The sequence below is a fragment of the Nostoc sp. genome, from assembly GCF_036919595.1.
In the GTDB taxonomy this organism is placed as follows: Bacteria; Cyanobacteriota; Cyanobacteriia; order Cyanobacteriales; family Nostocaceae; genus Nostoc.
The window spans coordinates 1-23,374 of sequence record NZ_JBALCO010000097.1 but is presented as its reverse complement, the minus strand read 5'-3'; the positions used below and the strand labels follow the sequence as shown (position 1 = coordinate 23,374).

Genomic DNA, 23,374 nt, shown 5'->3' with positions numbered 1-23,374 from the left:
TACTTTACACTGCTTTACAATTTTTCATCAACTATCTTGACTTTTGGAAAGCTGATACAAGTTATTAGTTTTACTTATTTAAAGGTAAGAAGGTGTCAGCGCTGAAAAGATAAAATAGAAAGAAGCATTGTTGTTATCGACTCTGAATAGAGAGTTGATATGGATTACTACCTAAATTAGGAGGGCGTGTGAGATGACAATTACTCTAAATCACACCATAGTGCCTGCACATGACAAGGAAGCATCGGCAAGGTTCTTTGCAAAAATTTTTGGTTTAGAGGTCGATGTTCCCGTTGGTCACTTCGCTGCTGTGCATATAAATGATGGACTGACGCTCGACTTCGCCGATGCTGAAGCGTTCGAGCAGCATCATTATGCGTTCCATGTAAACGATGAAGAATTTGATGCAATTTTTGCCCGCGTGAAAAAGGCAGGTATTGAATACAGTAGCGACCCCATACATCAAAATAAAGGACAAATTAATCACTGGAATAAGGGTCGTGGGTTCTATTTATATGATTCCAATGGTCACAATTTAGAATTGTTGACCCGTGCATAGATTTTTGACATCAAGTCAATGCATTACTTTTTTACTAAAAGATATGCTTTAGCATACTCCGGCAATTGCGTAATATGTTGCCCAAATTCTTTTTTATTCTTAAATATACCAGCCAAAAAGTCGAGTTGATAAAGATTGGGTAAAAATGCTCCGCCTGTATCGGCAATGACTCCCATTTGCAGGTGTTTGCGACCACCTATAATATGCTCAATCACAACCACTTTACCTAAACCGATGTTTAAAACATCTCCAGCAAAAGTGACTCCAGGTTTGATAGAAATTTTTGCATCTATTTTGTATCCATAGCCTTTAATAGCATCAACTTCTCTAAAATACCAATAACGCTTTTGTGCTGTTGCTTTCAGTCCGCGAATATAAGACATTCCATTATTTCTATCTACATTAAAAAATGCCTTATAACCATCTGTAAAATTAATCAGTATTGTTCCTTCCATAATTGCTTCTTCTAAGCCATTTCTGGTCAGATAAGCGAGACTTGTAACTTTTCCAAATTCTCTACCACCTGGTTCATAAATGCCGGACAAAACATCTTGCTTTGTGTATCTAGTGTAAAAATTATCGTTATTAGAGTTTTCTTTTAAGCTATAAATGGGTGTATTAAAAGTAGAGGTTTTTTTGCGAGAACCGGAGTGAGTAAAGACAGCATATTTGGTAATTCGTAACTGTTTTTGCTGTTTATTATTTGGGTTGTAGGCAGACCATTTAATGACTCGAAAATTAGTATTGATAAATTTAGGGTCTTGTAAACGAGTGGCTCGATTATTAGCAATATCTTCCTTTAAGACAACAATCATAAAATCTAAAGTTTTGAGAATATCTTGCACAGTAACCCCTTGAGTGGCAAGTATTCCTGTACGCAGAATATCTGGATCTTCTGAAGAGTAGTCTTGAAAATATTTTCTAGTATTAACGAGAACGGTTAATAAATCTCCTTGAGGGAAGTTAACCTTACTACTTGGTAATTTAACTGGAGTAAGAACCTGGCTACCATTAATCCTAAATTTATATTTTTTGAACTCATCGACAACTGGATAGGGTGCAGATACTGATATTAAATCCGGCTGAGATGAAAAAGCGTTTTGCTTCCCAATAATTTCATTAGATGTTTGTTGAGCAACAAAAGCATTTTTAAATTTTGAAGTGAGGGAAATTTTTGATTGAAGTGGGACAAAATTTTCTTGCTGAGTAAAAAACTGATTTTGTTGAGCTAGCTGTTTAGTTTTTAATTGAGTATATAGATAGCTACTGGCTATACTGACAAGTAATAAAGCAGCACAACCTACTGTCAAGCGAAATTTTTGGTTGAATAGGATCTTCATAGCTTGGAAAATCAATTTCTAATGCTAAATAATCAACGTTATGTTTCTATCACCTCACGCACTAAATGCGCCAACTTTTCGGCACTATCGGGAACTGCGAGCGCCTTTGCTTTTTCCCCCATCTTTGCTAACTCTTGCGGTGACTGCAACAAATTTAATACATTGCTTTGCAATACTTGTGCTGTCAATTCCGATTGCTTCAGTGTTAACGCCGCACCAGATGAAGTAAATACGTCTGCATTATAAGATTGATGGTCTTCTGCGGCAAAGGGGTAAGGAATCAAAATCGCTGGCGTTCCACACACTGCCAATTCTGTCAAGCTACCTGCGCCAGAACGACTAATGGCAAGAGTTGCTCGTTGCAACAATGCCGCCATATTGTTGTAAAAAGGTAAGGCTATGTACTGTGGATGTTTGAGACTATCGGCTTCTGGATCGCGATCGCCAGTTAAGTGTACTACATAGACACCAGCATCAAACCAAGCGTTTGCAGATTCGCGCACCAAGTTATTAACCGCAACTGCACCTTGGCTACCACCAAATACGACAATTAAGGGAACACCCTCAGGAATGGCTAAATCCAAGGGTGCATCAATTGCCCCATCGAGAAATTGCGATCGCACAGGAGTGCCAACACAGACATTTGTTGCACGGGGTAAATACTTAGCAGCTACTTCAAATCCCAAGGCTACCGCACTACACCAAGGGCCAAAAAAGCGAGTTACTTTACCAGGTATTGCGTTAGATTCGTGGAAAACCACGGGTAAACCAAGGGAACGCGCCGCAATGACTGCTGGCCCGGCAATGTAACCTCCTGTGGTAAACACCCCTTGAAAATTTCCCTGTTTAAGAATTCGTCTAACTTCCAGAATCGAAAGGGCGAGTTTACCCAAGATGCGAACCGAGGAGAATCCAAACCCTTGCTGAAACCCTTCAACTGCAATAGTATTCAAGAGATACTGTTTGGGGACAAGTTGAGTTTCTAGCCGATTGGGGACTCCCAGCCATTCTATTTGATAATCTGGAAGTTTTTCTGCCAGTGCGATCGCTGGAAACAAGTGTCCACCAGTCCCACTGGCAGCTATTAATAATCGTGTCGGTGCGTTTGCCATCAAACCTCTACCGTTTAGCGCCTAGCTTAACTAAGATAAAACAATTTCCTTACTTTCTCTCATCAAATCAGTAAACTCTTACCAATGACTAACATTATTACCACCTTAGTGAGAAGCCAACTCAGATTTCCAGCAAATATCTGGCTGGTTTCCTTCCTGCTAACCCTTGGTTTAACAAGTGGTTGGGAACGCACTCAAGCGACCACATCACAGCAATTAGCCCAAGCCACTACAGCCCAAAATGCACCAGCCGATCTGAAAAACCTGTTGACACAAGTTGATGCAGCCGCCAGCCGGGGCGATGTCAAAGGGGTGTTGCAATTCTATAGCCCCAATTTCACTCATGGGGATGGATTAAACATCCAAACTTTGGAAAAGTCTTTGATTTCACTTTGGCAACGATATCCCAAATTACAATACAGCACGAAACTGCTATCTTCAAAATCTGAAGGCAATGGGATTATTGCTGAAACAGAAACGAAGATAACTGGCTTACCCTCTAGTAACAGCAATAATTTGGCTCTCAATGCCACGATTAAATCGCGTCAGCGCATTGTAGGTGGAAAAATAGTCCGCCAAGACATTTTGGCAGAACGCACCCTACTCACCTCTGGCAGCAAGCCGCCCCAAATTGATATTAAATTACCACAGCAGGTACTAGTTGGTCAAAAGTATAATTTTGATGCGATCATCCAAGAACCGCTTGGTGATGATTTTCTACTAGGAACGGCGCTAGAGGAATCTATCCAACCAGAGAAATTTCTCAACCCCACACCCGTAGATTTGGAATTACTGACATCTGGCGGACTGTTTAAAACGGGACAAGCACCATCTACCCCTGGTAGCCAATGGGTTTCTGCTGTCATCCTGCGGGGTAGTGGGATGACAATGGTGACTCAGCGCCTGCAAGTGGTGAAGAAGTAGAGACGCGATTAATCGTGTCTGTGCAGGAGTTAGGAGTTATAGACCGACTGATGATAAATTATGAACGATGAAACTTCTGCTAATTCATAATTCATAACTGTTAACTCCTCACTCCTAACCATCCTAATGACTTCTCTACAAAATCAAATCATTTTGATCACTGGTGCAAGTAGTGGTATTGGTACTGCTTGTGCCAAAATCTTTGCTAGTGCTGGTGCAAAATTAATCCTAGCGGCACGACGGTTAGAACGTTTGCAGCAGCTAGCAGATACTCTCAGTAAAGATTTTATTACTGAAATTCATTTGTTACAGCTAGATGTGCGCGATCGCAACGCTGTTGAATCTGCTATTTCTACTCTCCCCTCTGCCTGGTCTGAAATCGACATTCTGATTAACAATGCTGGTCTAAGTCGTGGTTTAGACAAGTTGCACCAAGGCAGCTTTCAAGACTGGGAAGACATGATTGATACTAACGTTAAGGGTTTACTTTACCTTTCCCGTTATGTCGTTCCCGGAATGGTGAGTCGCGATCGCGGTCATGTGGTAAATTTAGGTTCCATTGCCGGACATCAAACCTATCCCGGAGGCAATGTCTACTGCGCTACCAAAGCAGCAGTGAGAGCAATTTCTGAAGGTTTAAAACAAGACCTGTTGGGAACGCGAGTCCGTGTAACTTCCGTTGATCCTGGTATGGTAGAAACGGAATTTAGCGACGTGCGCTTTCACGGAGATACTGAACGCGCCAACAAAGTCTACCAGGGAGTTACACCTCTGACAGCAGATGATGTAGCTGATGTGATATTTTTCTGCGTGACGCGATCGCCCCATGTCAATATTAATGAAGTTGTGCTGATGCCTGTTGACCAAGCTAGCGCTACCCTAGTTAATCGGCGAACATAAAGCTAATATTCTGCGTTTGCTTACCAATTTCACTCTGCAACACTTACAGAGGCAAAATATCATCTAGGCGAAGTTGAAGACGGGGCAAAAGCGGTGAGTTAATTGATTGGTTCAGCCGATATTTTTGTTGAGTATAGGTGTCTTCAACTAATTGACAGACAGTAAAGGTAGGTTGTTTGGGTTTATCAATAAATGCCACACCGCCTAATCCTCGATAATCCACAATCCAATATTCAGGAATGCCTAAGAGGGCATATTCCTCAACCTTGCGAGCATAGTCAGTTTCCCAGTTGGTGCTAACAACTTCAACCACCAGTTTAATGGATCGCCCCAGTGTAATTACAGGTTCTCGTTCCCAAAGGGGTTCACGGTTGAGAACAGTTTCATCGAGAACTACGACATCAGGACGACGAGCTGTAGCTGCATCTGCGAAGGGGTAAATTAAACAAGTGCGGGGAATAAACCAGGGGAGTTGTTCTGCAACAAGGTAGATACCAATTTGGGTTGCAAGTTTGCCACTCACCGTTTCGTGCGGGCCAGTGGGTTCCATGTCAATTAGTTCTCCATCTGCCAGCTCATAACGGGGATTATCTCGGTATTGAGACAAAAAATCTTCAAAGGTAAGAGTTTTTGCAAAGATATATGTCATCGAGTCAATGCCCTCTTCAATCAGCCATGATAATTACCCCCCGACATGAACGCCAGGACGCCTGTGGGGATTCTTTTCAGCCCGACGGAGTACTTCACGGGTGACCACAGCAATATCACCCTCCCCGAACAAGATAAAACGCAGTAAGTATTGTATAGGGTTGCCCTCAACCCAACCGAAGTAGGCATGGGGAATCTTACCTGTTTGGTCACGAATATAGAGCAGTAAAGCCGCGATCGCATTAGGTACTGCTGCACTTTCAGCCCGGAGGATGTGGTAATCACCAACTTGCACCCCTTTTACTTTGATGACATCCGCAAATTCCGAAGCATCGGATACCTTAATTTCTAGAAACAGAATTGGATCGTTGGATGGAATATGGTTGTCCTCGCGTACCTCTTTCTCTTTCATAAAATACTCTAGGACATCGCCCTTATTCAACCGATTTGCAATCAGGCGAATTGCTCCCTGGCTTTCTTCGGCAAGGAATTGGCCAGCAAGTTCGTCAACTTCGATCCGCTCTGTTCGCAGTTCCGTTGAACGCCAAACACGAGAAACCAGCGAGGTAAAAATGATCGCCCCAATGAAAAACCCAGCTATCCTAATCCCTTCTGGTCTTTCGATGATATTGACAACAGTAGTATATATAAACAACAGTGTGATAATTGCAAAGAGGAGTCTTGCCCGCTTCTCTCTGTGACGGTGGGCTGATAGGGTGACGGCAAATGCAGCTGAGGTAATCAATACAAGCACACCAGTTGCGTAAGCTCCACCTTGGGCTTCCACATTTGCTCTGAAGATAATTGTGACCACAAAAGCGATCGCTGTGTAGACTAACACTAAAGGTCGCGTTACTCGAGCCCAATTGGGTGCCATACCATAGCGTGGTAGGTAGCGAGGCACAATATTCAGCAGCCCTGCCATTGCAGATGCACCTGCAAACCACAAAATGGAAATAGTACTTAGATCATAAATTGTGCCAAAGCCATTGCCTAAATGCTGATGTGCTAAATAAGCAAGGGCCCGTCCGTTGGCTTTGCCCCCAGATGCAAATTGTGCGGCGGGAATCAGGAGAGTGGTTATAAAGCTGGTGGTGAGCAAAAAGAAACTCATAATCACAGCAGCAGTAGTGAGCAGCTTGCGTGTATTCCGAAGCCGCCCTTTGGAATACTCTTGAGTGTCACTGCTGCTCCCTTTTACCAGACCCATAACGGTCACGCCAGTCTCAAAGCCTGACAATCCCAGTGCTAGCTTGGGGAATATCAAAAGAGCGATACCGATTAGGATCAAAGGGTTGGAATGGCTGGCAAAAAGTGCAGTCTGCCAGTTAGCGATCGCTTCAGGGTGAGTTAGGATCTGATACAGACCGACGCTAACGACAATGAAGTTTAAAACCAAATAAACTCCTACCAAAATTACTGCAATACCAATTGCTTCTCGGAAACCTTTGAGGAAAACTGCACCTAGTAATGCAACTAATATCAGGGTGATTGCGATCGTCTGATTGTGAAGCCAATTTGGAGCCAGCGGATTTTCGATGATATGGGCTGTAGCATCAGCAGCCGACAAGGTAATGGTAATAATAAAGTCGGTTGCGACAAAGCCGAGTAGGCACAGCACAAGTAATTTGCCTTGCCACCAAGGGAGCAAACGCTCTAGCATTGCGATCGACCCTTCACCATGAGGGCTTTCGGCAGCAATGCGCCGATAGATTGGCAATGCTCCAAAGAGCGTTAGCAAAACCAGAACCAGCGTAGCCACAGGAGAAAGAGCGCCAGCTGCCAGTGCTGCAATCCCAGGTTGATAGCCAAGAGTCGAGAAATAATCTACACCTGTCAAGCACATCACCTGCCACCAAGGATGCTGGCGATGTATTTCTTGCTTGCGGTGAGGTCTTTCCTTCTCTCGTCGGTCTTCTTGAAGCAACCAGCGGATTAACTGTCTGCTGAGGCGTTTTGTTGAAACAATTGATTTAGCCATCAAATACGGTTGTGTTGCAAAAGTCGGCTTTGTGATATTTTTAAGCTTTCGTAGTTTATTAAAATTTGGAACTACAAATCTATAGCACTATTATTGTATGTTAAGCATCCTGTCCAATTTATAAAATATATAGTAGCTGCTAGTAATTGTCTGGCGGATCAAGATAAATAGCAGCTTATGGTATGGGAAGAATCAACCTTGTGTCTGTATATTTTCGGATGAAAGCTTTCGCACCCTTAGCATCTTCAAGCTGCATCAGTTCTAAAAAGGCACTGCTAAATAAGTCAGGTATGCAATTAACAAATCTGCCCTAAGTGGATGTTTGAAAAGTCGCAAAGTATATTATAAACCCCGCTTCCATTCCTCTCTTCCATAGGGAGAGAGGCTTTGAAACCCCATTCCCGCACATCATGCCGCTGCGCGAATGTAGGGAAGGCTTGCTCGGAGGGTTAAGTTTGAGAGGCTTTGATGTTACCAAAAGTACTTTTAAAACACTGAGATTATTAGCGAAGCGAAACATCGGTATCAATCCCCACCCAAGCATTTGAGGTGTGGGACACAGCCATTACTGTATTCGGCCCTACTCCCCTTCTCCCTGTCTCTTCATTGACCTGTGCTTTTGCCACATCCCACTTACCACAGCGATCGCGCTATTCACAAAAATGGAGCAAGTCGAGCTTATGAGGCTGTATGTTTACAAGACGTACACTATGGTGCTTTCTTCTATTTATTCCTTGTAAATCGATATATTTTCATATAAGGCCAATCAACCTCTTCTTCCAAGCTATATAAATAACTCATTTCTCTTTTAAAAACATCTTTGAGTCCCCAATAAAATTCGCGATTAGTTATCACAAAAACTGAATATGCATTTTTGGTTATTGTACTAACTTTTTCTGCAAGATTTTTACCATTCATTGTTCTTAGAATATATTCTGGTGCATATAAAGTCGATGAATCTCCATAATATTGGAGTAATCTAGGCTGTCCAAAAAACAATACAGATTTGGCTGATTTATCTCGATGTTGTAAAAGGTAGTGAACAGCCGAACGGTAGTCGTCTTTCGCATAGGCTGGATTTGAATAGTATTGAAAATTGGAATAAACATTCATAATTACCAGAAAAACAGTAGCTAACTTGGCCAATTGAGGCAATATCTCAAGTTTATTCTTACGGTAAGAGTTATGTAGAAACGCTGATGGTATCAGAATAAAAGCTGGTATACATAGATAAAAAGAGTGACGCGGTAGCCAATTAATTTTGGTCACTAGAGCAAAGATAAAAGCTATTAAAAATGATGTAACTAAAAGAGATGTAAATAAGTAATCAGCCTGTTGATATTTTTTTATCTTGTGCTGTCTCAATAAATTTGTTACTAAAGCTATAAAAATTACACTAACCACAATAATAATGATTAGGAAATGGGGCCAGTAACTGAGTAAAACCTTTATCTTTTCCTCACCCCGTAATTGCTCCAGTGGCGGACCATAGGATGTACCAACCAATATACCGTAGATTACAAAAAGAATGTTTTGAACTATGGGTAATCCAGTCCGAGTAACTACAGTAGCTGTCGGATCAGATACAGCAGGTGAAGACAAGTAGAACCAAATCATTGGAAAAGAAAAAATTACCGCAGGTATCCACCATTTAATCCATTCTTTGAAGTTTTTATAAACAATAGCATGAGATAAACAAAGGGATAAACTAAAGATTATTGTCAAAATACTGCCAAAACTTCCTATGGCAGTAAAGATTCCAAAAAGCACTTGTGAAATAATATTATTACTCTTATCTTCTTTAATTGAATGACTAAAAAAATATATCTGAAGTGTGGCTATAAATATTAATAATGCATAAGGTCTAGCATCTTGGCTGTAGAACACACTGAAAGAACTAACAGCAAGGAGCATGGACGACCATAAGGCATGTTTTTTTCCATAAACACGTAGGCTAGTAAAGAATATGGCAATTACTGAGCCGACTCCCAGCAAAGCTGAGAGGAATCGAATGGCAAATTCACTATCTCCAAAAGCTGAACGCCAATAGAACAAGACCAAATAATAAAGCGGTTGGTATTTGTCACCAGCTTCTCGATTTATAATTCCGGAGAGATTTTCTTGAAAGGTTCTACCATCAGATAAAGCTAGACTCCAACCTTCATCAAACCAAAGACTTTGATTTTGCAACAAACAGAAACGTAGAAAGATGCTAATTATGATAATAATAAAAACAAAAAAATAGTATTTTGACAGTCTCATATCAATTTCCAAAGCACTAATACACGAAATATGCAACTTTCTCAGCATGAAATTCCCACCTTATAGTTGAGTGAGAGATTGTAATTCTTATATCTATGGTGGGGTGGGACGAATTTTATCTACAGAAGACTTTATCATAGGAAGGAGTATTTTGTTGTGTGGATGATCTAGTCACTACAGCAAACCTTTAATATCATGTCCGCTTAAAGACTTATCATTTAGACTGACGCCCTGAGTTGTCTGAGTGCCAGCTTCCGGCGTTGGCGCAGCCCGTCCCAGGCATCAGAACTTGGAGAAACGTAAAGACATTTTAATGAGAAATGATTTGCCGGACTAATATAAAATCTCTAGCAGATGAGTAGGTAGATTGGCATGAGTGAAGCTACAGAAACGATTTTCAGCAAAATCATTCGTCGGGAAATTCCCGCTGATATTGTTTATGAGGATAATTTGGCCCTGGCATTCAAAGATATCCATCCCCAAGCACCCGTTCACATCCTCGTCGTTCCCAAAAAACCCATTGCGACACTAGCTGATGCTCAATCTGAGGATCATGCTCTGTTGGGGCATCTTTTCTTAACCGCCAAACGTGTTGCCGAAGAAGCTGGACTGAAAAATGGTTATCGAGTTGTCATCAACACTGGTGATGACGGCGGTCAAACAGTCGATCACTTACATGTGCATATTTTGGGAGGACGGAAGTTGAGCTGGCCCCCTGGTTGATAAAACCAGATGAATTGCGTCTTTAGACGCGGTTCATAACTAAAAAAATCACTGTTATAATCAATACCAATCTAATATTTCTTTACAAATCTCAATTTTGCTTCTAATTCTTAGCAGCATAGCTTGTAATAGGCATCTGGTTCACTGCCTTGGGTGTAGGCATAATGGCGTTCAACTTGAACCGTTTCAACTTCAACCAATCAATCATTGATTCAGAAGGTCGTGTGATTGACTTGGGCAGATATAATCAACTGGGTTAACTTGGGTATGGAAGTAATGCACGAGCGCAATGCTCACAACCTCCCTTAAGATTTAGCTGCTGGTGATTTTGCTCCTATGGTTCTTACTGCTCCTGCTATCAAAGGTTAATTCTGAAGATTAGTTAAATCAAAAAGCGCTCTCCCAAATTGGGAGGGCGCTTTTAATTTAAGTTATCAACAGATGAGGTATTTACCAATATAGAGTTGGATAAGAACTCAGAGACGCTGTTGGATAAATACTAAAAAATAGCGAAAAATTATACAAGAGCAAAAACAAATTTTTGCAAGAACTCTAGGTAGAATACATAAGCCTCACCTTTTTCCTCAAAATCATGGGCAACACTTTTGGTCATCTATTTCGCATCAGTACTTTTGGCGAGTCTCACGGCGGTGGTGTGGGGGTTGTGATTGACGGTTGTCCTCCACAACTAGAAATTTCGGCAGAAGAAATTCAAGCAGAACTAGATAGAAGGCGTCCTGGACAAAGTAAAATTACGACCCCTCGCAAAGAAGCGGATACCTGCGAGATTTTATCGGGGGTATTTGAAGGCAAAACACTAGGAACGCCTATAGCAATTTTGGTACGTAATCAAGATACTCGTCCCCAAGATTACGACGAGATGGCCGAGAAATATCGGCCTTCTCACGCGGATGCAACTTATGATGCAAAATATGGCATTCGCAATTGGCAAGGTGGAGGTAGGTCATCAGCGCGTGAGACAATTGGAAGAGTAGCAGCAGGTGCGATCGCTAAAAAAATTCTCCGTCAAGTCGCCAATGTTGAAATTATCGCTTACGTTAAGCGCATCAAAGACTTGGAAGGTATAGTTGATCCAAATACTGTCACCTTAGAACAAGTGGAAAGCAATATCGTCCGCTGTCCCGACTCGGAATGCAGCGATCGCATGATTGAATTAATTGAGCAAATTGGTAGACAAGGTGATTCTGTCGGCGGTGTAGTAGAATGTGTGGCACGAAATCTGCCGAAAGGGTTGGGCGAACCAGTATTTGATAAATTAGAAGCTGATATCGCTAAGGGTGTCATGTCTCTCCCTGCTAGCAAAGGTTTTGAAATTGGTTCCGGTTTTGGGGGAACGCTGCTAACGGGAATTGAGCATAACGACGAATTTTATATTGATCAAAATGGTGAAATCCGCACATTAACAAATCGTTCTGGTGGTATTCAAGGGGGAATTTCCAACGGGGAAAATATCATTTTGCGAGTTGCATTTAAGCCGACAGCAACAATTAGAAAAGAGCAGAAGACTGTAACTCGTGAGGGTGAAGAAACGCTATTAGCAGCTAAAGGACGCCATGATCCTTGTGTATTACCGCGTGCAGTTCCAATGGTTGAGGCAATGGTGGCCTTGGTATTGTGTGACCATTTGTTACGGCATTATGGGCAGTGTAAGATTTTGTAGGTACACAAAAACTTTAAATAAAAGTAGAGTATATTATGCCGTGAACTAACGTACCTTGAATTGTTGATGTTGCCATACTTTCGGAGATAACGCACTCTACATTTAAAATTATTAACATAGCCTGAAGTATTGGCGCCAACTTACTTAATCCAAAACGTTTTCTGCGATTACGATAGCGCTGCTGATGGGTACACTAACTCTAACAAAGTAACTGGGATAGCATTAACCCACTTTTGAGGAGTACCCAAACTATGCTCACGCTTTCCGGCTATCAAATTATTGACCAAATCTACCAAAGCAGCAACTCTCTGATATATCGAGGCTACCGGGAAGCCGATAACCAACCTGTAATTCTCAAAACCCTGCGAGATGCTTATCCCTCGCCAGAACGCATTGCATGTTACCAGCGCGAATATGACATTACCCACAATCTCCATTTCACAGGAGTTGTCCAAGTTTACGCCTGGGAAACTCATCAACAACGACCAGTTTTAGTGTTGGAAGACTTTGGTGGTAGTTCTTTAACTGAATTGCAGTTAGCTGGAGAAATAGAGTTAGAGCAGTTTCTCCAGTTGGCTATTTCTATCGTCGAAAGCCTTACACAAATCCACTCTGCTAATATCATCCACAAAGATATTAATCCCTCAAATATTATCTTTAACCCCAACACTAGACAGGTTAAAATCATTGATTTTGGTATTTCTACTGTTCTGTCACGAGAAACCCAACCATTTAAAAATCCCAATGTCCTAGAAGGCACTATTACATACATTTCTCCTGAGCAAACGGGACGAATGAATCGGGCAATTGACTATCGCAGTGATTTCTACTCTTTAGGAGGAACTTTCTATAAGTTACTAACAGGAGAAGTACCGTTTCATGGGGATGATACTTTAGCGCTGATTCATTGCCATATTGCTAAACAACCACCATTTTTAGGGTACAGGGTACAGGGGACTCTTAATAGGGAAGAGATTCCCCAAGTCCTCTGTGATATTGTGATGAAATTGATGGCAAAGAATGCTGAAGACCGCTATCAGTCTGCTTATGGTATTCAGGCAGATTTAGAACAATGCTTGCATCAACTGCAAATTAATGGGAATATCCATGTCTTTCCATTGGGTAGCCAGGATGTCTCTGATAGATTTATCATTCCCCAAAAACTCTATGGACGGGAAGCAGAACTTAAAACGCTATTGGCAGCTTTCGATTGCGTCAGTAATGGCACTAGTGAATTGATGTTGGTTGCAGGCTATTCTGGAGTAGGTAAATCAGCTTTAGTGAATGAGGTTCATAAACCTATTACAGCTAAACGCGGTAATTTTATTGCGGGTAAATATGACCAGTACCAAAAAAATATTCCCTACTTTGCTATTTCTCAAGCGTTCAATGATCTGTGTAATCAATTATTGACTGAAAGCGAATATATCTTACAGCAATGGCGAGAAAAGATATTAACTGCTGTTGGGAATAATGGACAGGTTTTAATTGATGTCATTCTCAATTTAAAATTGGTGATTGGCGAACAACCTCCTGTAACTCAGGTAGGTGGACAAGAAGCCCAAAACCGTTTTAATTTAGTCTTTAAAAACTTTATCAAGGCTATTTGTCAGGCTGAACATCCCCTAGTTTTATTCATTGATGACTTGCAATGGGCTGATAGTGCCTCACTGAAATTGCTCAAGATTATTTTAAGCGATCGCAACATTCAAAATTTACTCATCATCGCAGCTTATCGAGATAATGAAGTAGATACAGTTCATCCATTGGTGATGACTTTAAACGAGATTGAGAAGCAGGGAGGAGCTATATCTAAGATTCATCTAAAAAACCTGACTATAAAGGATGTAAATGCTTTAATTGCAGAAGCATTGTCCTGTTCAACTATATTTAGTCAGGCATTAACTAATTTGGTTTTTGAGAAAACTCAGGGAAATGCCTTCTTTACCATTGAATTTTTTAAATCTCTCTATACAGAAACATTACTCAGCTTTGACTATACACAAAAAAAGTGGTGTTGGGATTTAGAGCAGATTCAAGTCAAGGACATTACTTATAATGTTGTGGAGTTAATGACCAGTAAAATTGTCAATTTGGCAGAGGATACTCAAAAGGTTTTGCACTTAGCTGCTTGTATCGGCAATAACTTTGATTTATCTACCTTGGCTGTGATTTCTCAACAATCAGCCAAGCAGATTTTAGACCATTTATTACCAGCACTAAAAGAAGGTTTAATTGTCCCTGCAAATAATCAATATCATCTGATAACTTTCAAAGATGATAAAAAAGCTGGTAAAGCTAATTGTAAATTCCAGCACGATCGCGTCCAACAAGCGGCTTATTTTCTGATTCCAGAAGCGCAAAAGAAACAAACCCACTTGCAAATTGGGCGATTGATGTTGAGCAATACATCAGCAGCAGAGCAAGAAGAGAAAATTTTTGAAATTGTTAACCAATTAAATATTGGTGCAGAGTTAATTAACACTCAAAACGAACAGGATCAATTAGTCAAGTTGAATTTATTAGCTGGACGTAAAGCTAAAGCTGCAACGGCTTACGAGGCTGCTATGGGATATTTTTCACTGGGCAGTAAATTACTAGCAGCAGACTCTTGGCAAACAAATTATGACCTCACATTAAAGTTATTTGAGTCAGCAGCAGAAGCAGCACTTCTGTGTAGTGACTTTACACAAATGAATAAATGGGTAGAAGAGGTACTGCAACACGCTAAAACTTTGTTAAACAAGGTGAAAGTTTATGAGATCAAAATCACAGCCCTTACACTTGAGAGCAAGTTGCAGGCAGCTACCACAACGGGTCTAGAAGTGCTACAAGCTTTGGGAATTAACTTTCCCTCTTCTCTGAGTCCCTTAGAACTGAGCAAAGTGCTAGAGCAAACAGCAGTTCATTTGGCAGGAAGGGAAGTTGATCAGGTGTTCAACTTCCCTCAAATGCAGTCAGATCAACAACTAGCAGCGATGCAAATTATTTCCAGCATCATGTCACCTGCTTTTCGGGGAGGACATGAGGTACTCCCATTCCTGGTTTTAGAGATGGTGAATTTATCTCTGGAACATGGCAATACGGCACTATCAACAATTGGTTATATGATGTACGGTTTAATTCTCTGTGGAGCCTTGGCAAAGATTCCATTGGGCTATCAATTTGGTCAACTTGCTTTGAGCCTGTTAGAGCTTTACGATGCTCAATATCTCGAATGTCATATCAACTTTGTTTTTAATGTTAGTATCTGCCATTGGCAAGAACCAGTCCAGAAAACCATCAAGTCCTTAAAAGAAGCCTATCAAATTGGTAGAGACCGAGGAGATATACAATTTTCCGGTCTTTGTGCTGTTTATGATAGCGTGCATTCCTGGGGGTGTGGAGAAAACCTGGTAGAAGTTGAACGGCAAATTGCTAGCTACCATCATACCTTCCGTCAAGTCCAAAACAAAATGGCTCTTGAGTATCTAGCTATTCATTGGCAATTAACCTTAAATCTGCTAGGAGCAACTGAAAATACTTGTCTTTTAAATGGACCAGCTTATCGTGAGGAGCAAATGCTACCCTGGCATGAGCAAGCTAGCGATCGCACCGGTCTGGCACATTTATATTACTCGAAGCTGGTTCTCTGCTATCTTTTCCAAGATTTCCCTCAAGCCGCAGCTAATGCCCAAGAGTTAGAAAAGTATCTAAATGGAGTAGTTGGAACCATAATCGTACCACTTTTCAATTTCTACGATTCTCTGGCAGCCTTAGCTTTATATTCTGATGCTCTCCCATTAGCACAAGAAAGCTTATTAGAAAAAGTAATAGTTAATCAAGCCCAAATGCAGAAATGGGCACACCACGCTCCGATGAATTTATTGCACAAATTTTATTTAGTGGAAGCTGAACGGCATCGCGTCTTAAGGCAAAAAGCAGAGGCAATTGAGATGTACGAGCGCGCGATCGCTAACGCTACAGTTCATGAATATCTCAACGAACAAGCCCTTGCCAATGAACTCGCTGGCAGGTTTTATATCCAATGGGGTAAAGACAGAATTGCTCAAGACTATCTGCTTAATGCCTATTATGCCTACACTCGCTGGGGAGCTAAAGCAAAAGTAGAACATTTAGAAAAATGCTATCCGCAATTTTTTCCCCAAGCCGAAATAAACTCTCAATTTCCAACCTCTAAAACCATCTCCACCAGTAGCACCCGATCAAATTCTTTAGACTTAAACAGCTTCCTCAAAGCGTCTCACGTTCTGGGGGGAGAAATTAAGCTCGATACTTTACTGACCAAACTAATGACAATCGTCATCGAAAATGCTGGGGCAGAAAAAGGTTATTTATTTCTCAACCAACAGGGAGAATGGCAGATTGAAGCATCAGGAACGATTGACTCAGATGCAGTTAAAGTTAGGGAAGCGATGTCTACGACGGGCTACGCCATCGAAACCCTCAGTGAACCAGTGGTGTCTAATACCATTGTTGATTACGTTATTCGTACTAAAGATAGTGTTGTATTACACGATGCTGCTAATGAAGGCAACTTCACTCGTGATTCTTACATTCATCAACAGCAACCCAAATCTATTTTGTGTTTTCCCCTGCTCAATCAAGGCAAATTGATCGGGATTGTCTATTTGGAAAATAATCTCACAACAGGAGCCTTTACCGCAGAGCGGATGGAAGTTTTAAATCTACTTTCCTCCCAAGCTGCTATCTCTATTGAAAATGCTACCCTCTACAATACTTTGGAACAAAAGGTAGCAGAACGAACTCAACAATTGTCTCAAACCCTGGAAGACCTTAAAACTACCCAGAAGCAACTTGTGGAATCTGAGAAAATGGCGGCTTTGGGTAGTCTTGTGGCTGGAGTAGCCCATGAAATCAATACTCCTATTGGCACTAGTATCACCGTCGCTTCTACCCTAGCTGACGAAACCCGTTCGTTTATTACAGCTATCGAACAAGGGCAATTAAAGCGTTCAGTTTTAAACAACTATTTGGAAATCGCCAAGGAAAGCACTGAGTTGATTCTTAGCAACCTAAATCGTGCCGGCGAATTGGTGCAAAGCTTCAAGCAAGTAGCTGTGGATCAGACTAGTTTGGAACAGCGGACATTTGTAGTCAAGCAGTATTTGGAAGAAATTGTCTCCAGCTTAACTCCCAAACTTAAACAAGCTTCCCATATTCTGACTGTGACAGGCGATGAAACTGTAACGATTGACAGCTATCCTGGGGCTTTGGCACAAATTCTCACCAACTTAGTCATGAATTCTTTGAATCATGCCTATCAACCTCACGAATCTGGGCAGTTGCGTATTGAGGTGAAACAACAAGGCGATGTCTACGACGGGCTACGCCAACGCGTTGTGATTCAATATAGCGACGATGGTTGCGGCATTCCGCCAGAAAACTTAAACAAAATTTTTGAGCCTTTCTTTACCACCGCTAGACAGCAGGGAGGCAGTGGTTTAGGTCTGCACATTGTCTACAACTTGGTCACTCAAAAGCTACAAGGGACTATTGATGTTAACAGCGCAGTAGAAAAGGGAACCCTATTTATAGTGACACTACCTCTGTCTACAAACTATTAAGTTTTCTTGTTCTTTTTAACAAACTTGGTTGACAATGCTTAACAATCCCCATATATCTCTCTCATTAACAGACGATGAAGTATTCGTGTTTGAAGATGATGAAGAGCCGATAAGTAATAAAACTCAATTAACTCCGTTGGAGGTAGTCCCTCAGGCACAAGAGACTTCTGAAGGGTGGAAAATGATGATTGTGGACGATGATTTTGAAGTCCACCAAGCGACTAAGCTTGCTTTGAGAAGTTTTACCTTTGAAGACAAACCTTTAACTTTCCTCTCTGCTTTTTCGGGAACAGAAGCCAAAAAGCTGATTGCAGTCCACCCAGATACCGCATTTATTTTATTAGATGTGGTTATGGAAACCAATGATGCTGGGTTAAGGGTAATTCAGTACATTCGGGAGGAGTTGAAAAATCAGATTGTGCGGGTGATTCTACGCACAGGACAACCAGGAGATGCGCCAGAGGAATCGGTGATTTTGAACTATGACATCAATGATTATAAGCTGAAGGTAGAACTGACTCGCCAAAAGTTAATTACAAGTGTGATCGCTGCTTTAAGGTCATACCGCGATTTAATCACCATAGAACAACAAGCAGCACAATTAGCTCAAGCATTGCACGACCTGCAACAGATACAATACAGTCTCGTGCAAAAGGAAAAAATGTCGGCACTGGGTAATCTCGTTACAGCTATTGCCCACGAGATTAATAACCCGATTAACTTTATTGCAGGCAATATGAAACCTGCTCAAGAATATATTCACGACTTGTTGGCACTAATCGACCTTTATCGGCAAACCTTTCCTGATCCTGGAGCAGAAATTGAGGAAGCGATAGCCACAATCGATTTAGACTATCTCCAAGAAGATTTGCCTAAACTCATCTCTTCCTTAAAAGAAGGTAGCGATCGCATCCGTGGTATTAGCGCCAGTCTTCGCACCTTCTCCAGGGGAGACAGCGATCACAAAGTTCCTTTTAACATTCATGAAGGCATTGAAAGTACATTACTCATCCTGAAGCACCGATTAAAAGCCAACGAGCATTATCCTGCCATTGATATAGTCAAAGATTACGGGGAAATACCTCAATTAGAATGCTTCCCTGGACAACTCAACCAAGTGTTTATGAATCTGATCGCCAACGCCATTGATGCTTTGGAAGAATCAAACAAGGAGCGTAGTTTACAACAAATCACAGACAATCCCAATCGCATCACAATTGTTACCACATTATCTGAAGATCGGCATCATGTCTTGATCCGAATTCAAGATAATGGCATGGGAATGTCCGAAAATGTCAAGCAAAAACTGTTTGGTTACTTATTCACCACCAAGGGAGTAGGGAAAGGTACAGGTTTGGGATTAACTATTTCCCGTCAGATTGTGGAAGAAAAACATGGTGGACAACTCACAGTGACATCGGAATTAGGCAAAGGCACAGAATTAGTGATCGCCATTCCAGTGGAAAGTTAAAAGATGCGATTAATCGCGTCTGTACAAGAGTTAGGAGTTTGGAGTGCGAGGGAATAACTAATGCCCAATACAACTCTTACCAGAGGCTGCGCCCTAAGTATAGCTATGCCGCAGGCTTTACAACGCCGATCCATCGAGCGTTCGCGTAGCGTCTCGTAGAGAAGTCGAGATGTTCAGTATAAGTGCCCAATGCCCTAATTCCAATCTTGCTCGTCCTTTTTACCGCGACTTTTGTAAATTCCCCCCAAATCGTGAATTTTGCGAGTTTTCTCAAAAAGCTCGGCTTCGGTCAAACCCCACTGCTGCAAGACTTTATTTAGGTCTTTTTGGATATCTCTCGCCCCTGGAAACCCTTGATAACGCATTTGCAGTCTAGCTAATTCTGCTAAGTTATAGTCTGTGGCCTGTTGAGCGAGTAAGATATCAATAAGAGGGCGATCGCGGTTATAAAGAGGATGTTGTTGGTCTTTACCTCCCGTTGCTTCAGTCATCATGAGTCCTAAGTGTAGTTAGCAGTAGCTATGGTTTAGCCCGTGCTAAACTCCTGAGTTTTTAGTTTAGCCCAGAGCAGAGGAGTATAGTAGGCAAAGGTAAATCACTAAACACAGAAAGTTTAATTGTTAAATCTACGACTACTCACTTCCTAACTACCCTACTCAGCACTCAAAACTGTTACAGACGGCAACTACACCTGAGGTCTTACGGCTCTCACCACTGCCACTTAACTTTAAATAAAGTTACATTAGTCCTTAAGAAAATACAAAAAACTTTAGATGAGGGTGAATTTTATCTCACCCAAAGTCCAAGCAGCGAGGGAGCAAGAACCCATTATGTTTGAACACTTCACTTCCGAAGCCATTAGAGTAATTATGTTAGCTCAGGAGGAAGCACGTCGCCTGGGACACAACTTCGTAGGAACTGAACAAATTCTCCTGGGTTTGATGGGAGAAGGAACTGGGGTTGCTGCTAAAGTGCTGGCCGAGTTAGGCGTTACCCTCAAAGACGCACGTCGCGAGGTAGAAAAAATTATTGGTAGGGGTTCTGGCTTTGTACCACCAGAAATTCCTTTTACTCCTAAGGTAAAAAGCCTCTTCGAGCAATCGTTTAAAGAAGCTCATAGTCTGGGACAGAATTACATTAATACTGAACACTTACTCTTAGGATTGACCGAGGCTGGTGAAGGTGTAGCCGCCAAAGTCCTGCAAAATCTAGGGGTAGATTTCAAGAGTGTCCGCAGTGCCATAGTTCGCCGTTTGGGTGAAAATGCACCAGCTTTAGCTGGTGGTGGTAATCAAAAGCGCACCCAACCGCTAACGATGGAAGAGTTTGGTAGAAATTTGACCAAACTAGCGCAAGAAGGCAAACTCGACCCCGTAGTTGGTCGCGAGAAGGAAATTGAGCGGGCGATCCAAATTCTAGGTCGCCGCACTAAGAATAACCCAGTGTTGATTGGAGAACCAGGAGTTGGTAAAACTGCGATCGCAGAAGGTCTAGCTCAACGGATTATCAACCAGGATGTTCCTGAAAGTTTACAAGACAAGCAAGTTATCAGCCTCGATATGGGGTCATTGGTAGCTGGAACTCGCTTCCGTGGCGACTTTGAAGAACGCATCAAAAAAGTCGTGGAAGAAGTCCGCACAGTAGGCAATATCATCTTGGTGATTGACGAAATTCACACCTTGGTTGGCGCTGGTGGTACAGAAGGTGGCTTGGATGCAGCCAACATCCTCAAACCTGCCTTAGCACGGGGTGAACTCCAGTGCATCGGCGCAACTACCCTTGATGAGTATCGTAAGCATATCGAGCGCGATGCCGCCCTAGAGCGTCGTTTCCAACCGATTATGGTCGGGGAACCCTCAGTAGAGGAAACCGTACAAATTCTCTACGGCTTGCGCGGCGCCTACGAACAGCACCATAAAGTCACAATTTTAGATGCGGCACTTGTAGCAGCAGCACAATTATCAGACCGCTATATTAGCGATCGCTTCTTGCCTGACAAGGCAATAGACTTAATTGATGAAGCTGGTTCTCGCGTTCGTCTGCGGAACTCTCAGAGTTCTCCGAATAAAGAACTTAAACGCGAACTCGCTGGCGTTACCAAAGCTAAAGAAGCAGCAGTCAGAGTCCAAGATTTTGACAAAGCTGGAAACCTGCGCGACCAAGAGTTAGAACTGGCAGAACAACTGCAAGCAACCTTTACACAAAACGATCAACCTGTCAACTCCACCGTCGTTGACGAAGAAGACATCGCCCAAATCGTTGCCTCTTGGACTGGCGTACCAGTCAACAAGCTTACTGAATCTGAGTCCGAGTTGCTGCTGCACCTAGAAGACACTCTGCATCAACGGCTCATCGGTCAAGAGCAAGCAGTTTCGGCTGTATCTCGCGGTATCCGTCGCGCCCGTGTCGGCTTAAAAAATCCCAATCGTCCCATTGCTAGCTTTATCTTCTCTGGTCCTACTGGAGTCGGTAAAACAGAATTGGCGAAGGCACTAGCTGCCTACTTCTTCGGTTCGGAAGACTCGATGATTCGCCTAGATATGTCCGAATACATGGAAAGCCACACCGTCGCCAAGCTAATTGGTTCGCCTCCTGGTTATGTGGGATACGACGAAGGCGGACAACTAACAGAAGCCGTGCGGCGGAAACCTTACACAGTGTTGCTATTCGACGAAATCGAAAAAGCTCACCCCGATATATTCAATATGCTGCTGCAAATCTTGGATGACGGTCAACTTACTGATTCCAAAGGTCGAAAAGTTGATTTCAAGAACACGCTAATCATTTTGACTTCCAACATCGGTTCCAAGGTAATTGAAAAAGGTGGTAGTGGTTTAGGCTTTGACTTCGACACTCAAGCTGATGCTAGTTATAACCGCATTCGCACCCTGGTAAATGAGGAATTGAAAGCTTACTTCCGTCCTGAGTTCCTTAACCGTCTTGATGAAATTATCGTCTTCACCCAGCTTTCTAGGGATGAAGTTAAGCAAATCGCTGAGATTATGCTTCGTGAAGTTTCTAAGCGCTTGACGGAAAAGGGAATTATCTTAGAAGTTAGCGATCGCTTCAAAGAGCTTGTAGTGCAAGAAGGCTATAACCCCAGTTACGGCGCTAGGCCATTACGTCGGGCAATTATGCGCCTTTTAGAAGATTCTCTCGCCGAAGCACTGCTGTCTGGTGAAATTACAGATGGAGACACAGCGATTATCGATGTTGATGATGATTCTCAAGTGAGAGTACAAAAATCAGAAAAACGAGAATTGCTCTTGGCAAATGTTGGCTAATTTTATACCTGCTCACTTTTTGCTCTAATATTTAAGAAACACTTCAGCCTCTTATCTAAGTAGAGGCGCAAGCAGGGGCATCTCCGACAAACATAAAGTGAAATGGTATTATATCTTACCCCTAGTAGAAATGCTGGGGGTTTTTTTATAGTTACGATTATCTGCTTTGTTCAGAAGAATGCCTTTGACTACACAAAAAAGGTTAACGGCTAAATAACTGGATCGCATTACCCATGACTAATTATTATTTCAAAATACTATCTGTTAAAATAACCTTTCTAATACTTCTTTTATCATCGAAAGGCACAACACGATCTTCAGAGTATTCATTTTCTAACTTGAACTCTTCTCCAAAGTCAAGACTTAATTGCAAATCTGGTTGTTTAGAAGTATTAATCAGATCAACATAAGTGCCATAATCAAGGGTGTAAATATTGTATCGAACACCTGGATTATCTTTGTCAGCATATCCACGTTGCATTAAATGGAGAACTCGCGAATCAAAAAGTCTCTGAATAACATCGTGTTTTTCGAGTACTCTAGGAAGTAAAAATGATCTAGCGCGACGATGGCCAATTACCTCTCCAACTATTTTCTCAAGAATCTTTTGAAGTTTTTCATCAAGATTTTGGGATTTATCTTGCTCAAACCATTGTCTAGCTGCTTCTAAAATTGCTTTTTTATCTATATTATTTCTACTTCTGCGTCCAGCATCAAAAAAGGCAATACTAAAAATATTAATCAGGTCACGTGCCACTCCTTCGGAAGCTCGTACAAGTTCTTCTAATATATTTTTATTAGTGAATATTAGTAACTGCCCAGGTAGGAATGTCAGGAATATTCCCATGAGGGAAGAAAGATGGTAGTGTTCAAGCATGAATCCAGAAGAAAAAGATCAAAA

Annotated in this window: 16 protein-coding genes and 1 pseudogene; 9 read left to right on the top strand and 8 right to left on the bottom strand. The window is 41.8% G+C overall.

What is annotated here, in order from left to right; translation table 11 throughout:
• The first annotated feature begins 193 nt into the window (after positions 1-193).
• Complete coding sequence (locus V7K21_RS14580; protein WP_335175347.1) at positions 194-559, top strand: VOC family protein; 366 nt, start codon at positions 194-196, stop codon at positions 557-559.
• Between the two features lie 23 nt (positions 560-582).
• Here V7K21_RS14580 and V7K21_RS14575 read toward each other — a convergent pair whose 3' ends face one another.
• Both V7K21_RS14575 and murG read right to left on the bottom strand, forming a co-directional pair.
• Positions 583-1,899 (bottom strand): hypothetical protein, encoded by a 1,317-nt coding sequence (locus V7K21_RS14575; RefSeq protein ID WP_335175345.1) that lies wholly within the window; start codon positions 1,897-1,899, stop codon positions 583-585.
• A gap of 38 nt (positions 1,900-1,937) precedes the next feature.
• Complete coding sequence (gene murG, locus V7K21_RS14570) at positions 1,938-3,011, bottom strand: undecaprenyldiphospho-muramoylpentapeptide beta-N-acetylglucosaminyltransferase (RefSeq protein ID WP_335175343.1); 1,074 nt, start codon at positions 3,009-3,011, stop codon at positions 1,938-1,940.
• A gap of 84 nt (positions 3,012-3,095) precedes the next feature.
• Here murG and V7K21_RS14565 point away from each other — a divergent pair, with 84 nt between their 5' ends.
• Together V7K21_RS14565 and V7K21_RS14560 are read left to right on the top strand one after the other, a co-directional pair.
• A complete protein-coding gene (locus V7K21_RS14565) occupies positions 3,096-3,935 on the top strand; it encodes a nuclear transport factor 2 family protein (RefSeq protein WP_335175341.1) in 840 nt (279 codons plus the stop codon).
• A 126-nt stretch (positions 3,936-4,061) separates the two neighbouring features.
• A complete protein-coding gene (locus V7K21_RS14560; protein ID WP_335175339.1) occupies positions 4,062-4,835 on the top strand; it encodes an SDR family oxidoreductase in 774 nt (257 codons plus the stop codon).
• Between the two features lie 43 nt (positions 4,836-4,878).
• Here the strand turns inward: V7K21_RS14560 and V7K21_RS14555 are convergent, their stop codons facing one another.
• The 4 genes from V7K21_RS14555 to V7K21_RS14540 form a co-directional block, all read right to left on the bottom strand.
• On the bottom strand, positions 4,879-5,484 hold the full coding sequence (locus tag V7K21_RS14555; protein ID WP_335175337.1) for a Uma2 family endonuclease: 606 nt from the start codon (positions 5,482-5,484) through the stop codon (positions 4,879-4,881).
• 33 nt (positions 5,485-5,517) lie between these two features.
• Positions 5,518-7,464 carry an amino acid transporter gene (locus V7K21_RS14550; RefSeq protein WP_335175335.1) on the bottom strand — a complete coding sequence of 649 codons (1,947 nt, stop codon included), beginning with the start codon at positions 7,462-7,464 and terminating at the stop codon, positions 5,518-5,520.
• A 503-nt stretch (positions 7,465-7,967) separates the two neighbouring features.
• A complete protein-coding gene (locus V7K21_RS14545) occupies positions 7,968-8,090 on the bottom strand; it encodes a hypothetical protein (protein WP_335175333.1) in 123 nt (40 codons plus the stop codon).
• A gap of 97 nt (positions 8,091-8,187) precedes the next feature.
• Entirely contained in the window at positions 8,188-9,657 is a 1,470-nt protein-coding gene (locus V7K21_RS14540) for a glycosyltransferase family 39 protein (protein ID WP_335175331.1), read from the bottom strand.
• A 441-nt stretch (positions 9,658-10,098) separates the two neighbouring features.
• On the opposite strand from V7K21_RS14540, the gene V7K21_RS14535 reads away from it, so the two are divergent.
• The 5 genes and pseudogenes from V7K21_RS14535 (at position 10,099) to V7K21_RS14515 (ending at position 19,189) form a co-directional block, all read left to right on the top strand.
• Positions 10,099-10,449, top strand: a complete 351-nt coding sequence (locus V7K21_RS14535; protein WP_335175329.1) for a histidine triad nucleotide-binding protein — start codon at positions 10,099-10,101, stop codon at positions 10,447-10,449.
• Positions 10,450-10,574: 125 nt separating this feature from the next.
• Positions 10,575-10,758, top strand: a pseudogene (locus V7K21_RS14530) (photosystem II q(b) protein); the annotation flags it as partial.
• 283 nt (positions 10,759-11,041) lie between these two features.
• Complete coding sequence (aroC, locus tag V7K21_RS14525; RefSeq protein ID WP_335175327.1) at positions 11,042-12,130, top strand: chorismate synthase; 1,089 nt, start codon at positions 11,042-11,044, stop codon at positions 12,128-12,130.
• Positions 12,131-12,381: 251 nt separating this feature from the next.
• Entirely contained in the window at positions 12,382-17,718 is a 5,337-nt protein-coding gene (locus V7K21_RS14520) for a trifunctional serine/threonine-protein kinase/ATP-binding protein/sensor histidine kinase (protein ID WP_335175325.1), read from the top strand.
• Between the two features lie 34 nt (positions 17,719-17,752).
• On the top strand, positions 17,753-19,189 hold the full coding sequence (locus V7K21_RS14515) for a hybrid sensor histidine kinase/response regulator (RefSeq protein ID WP_335175323.1): 1,437 nt from the start codon (positions 17,753-17,755) through the stop codon (positions 19,187-19,189).
• A 194-nt stretch (positions 19,190-19,383) separates the two neighbouring features.
• On the opposite strand, the gene V7K21_RS14510 is transcribed toward V7K21_RS14515, so the two are convergent.
• Positions 19,384-19,680, bottom strand: coding sequence for a DUF3288 family protein (locus V7K21_RS14510; RefSeq protein ID WP_298912100.1), 297 nt, complete (start codon positions 19,678-19,680; stop codon positions 19,384-19,386).
• A 339-nt stretch (positions 19,681-20,019) separates the two neighbouring features.
• Between V7K21_RS14510 and V7K21_RS14505 the strand changes: the two genes are divergently transcribed.
• Positions 20,020-22,473 carry an ATP-dependent Clp protease ATP-binding subunit gene (locus tag V7K21_RS14505; protein ID WP_335175321.1) on the top strand — a complete coding sequence of 818 codons (2,454 nt, stop codon included), beginning with the start codon at positions 20,020-20,022 and terminating at the stop codon, positions 22,471-22,473.
• A gap of 244 nt (positions 22,474-22,717) precedes the next feature.
• On the opposite strand, the gene V7K21_RS14500 is transcribed toward V7K21_RS14505, so the two are convergent.
• Positions 22,718-23,350, bottom strand: coding sequence for a hypothetical protein (locus V7K21_RS14500; protein ID WP_335175319.1), 633 nt, complete (start codon positions 23,348-23,350; stop codon positions 22,718-22,720).
• Positions 23,351-23,374 lie beyond the last annotated feature (24 nt).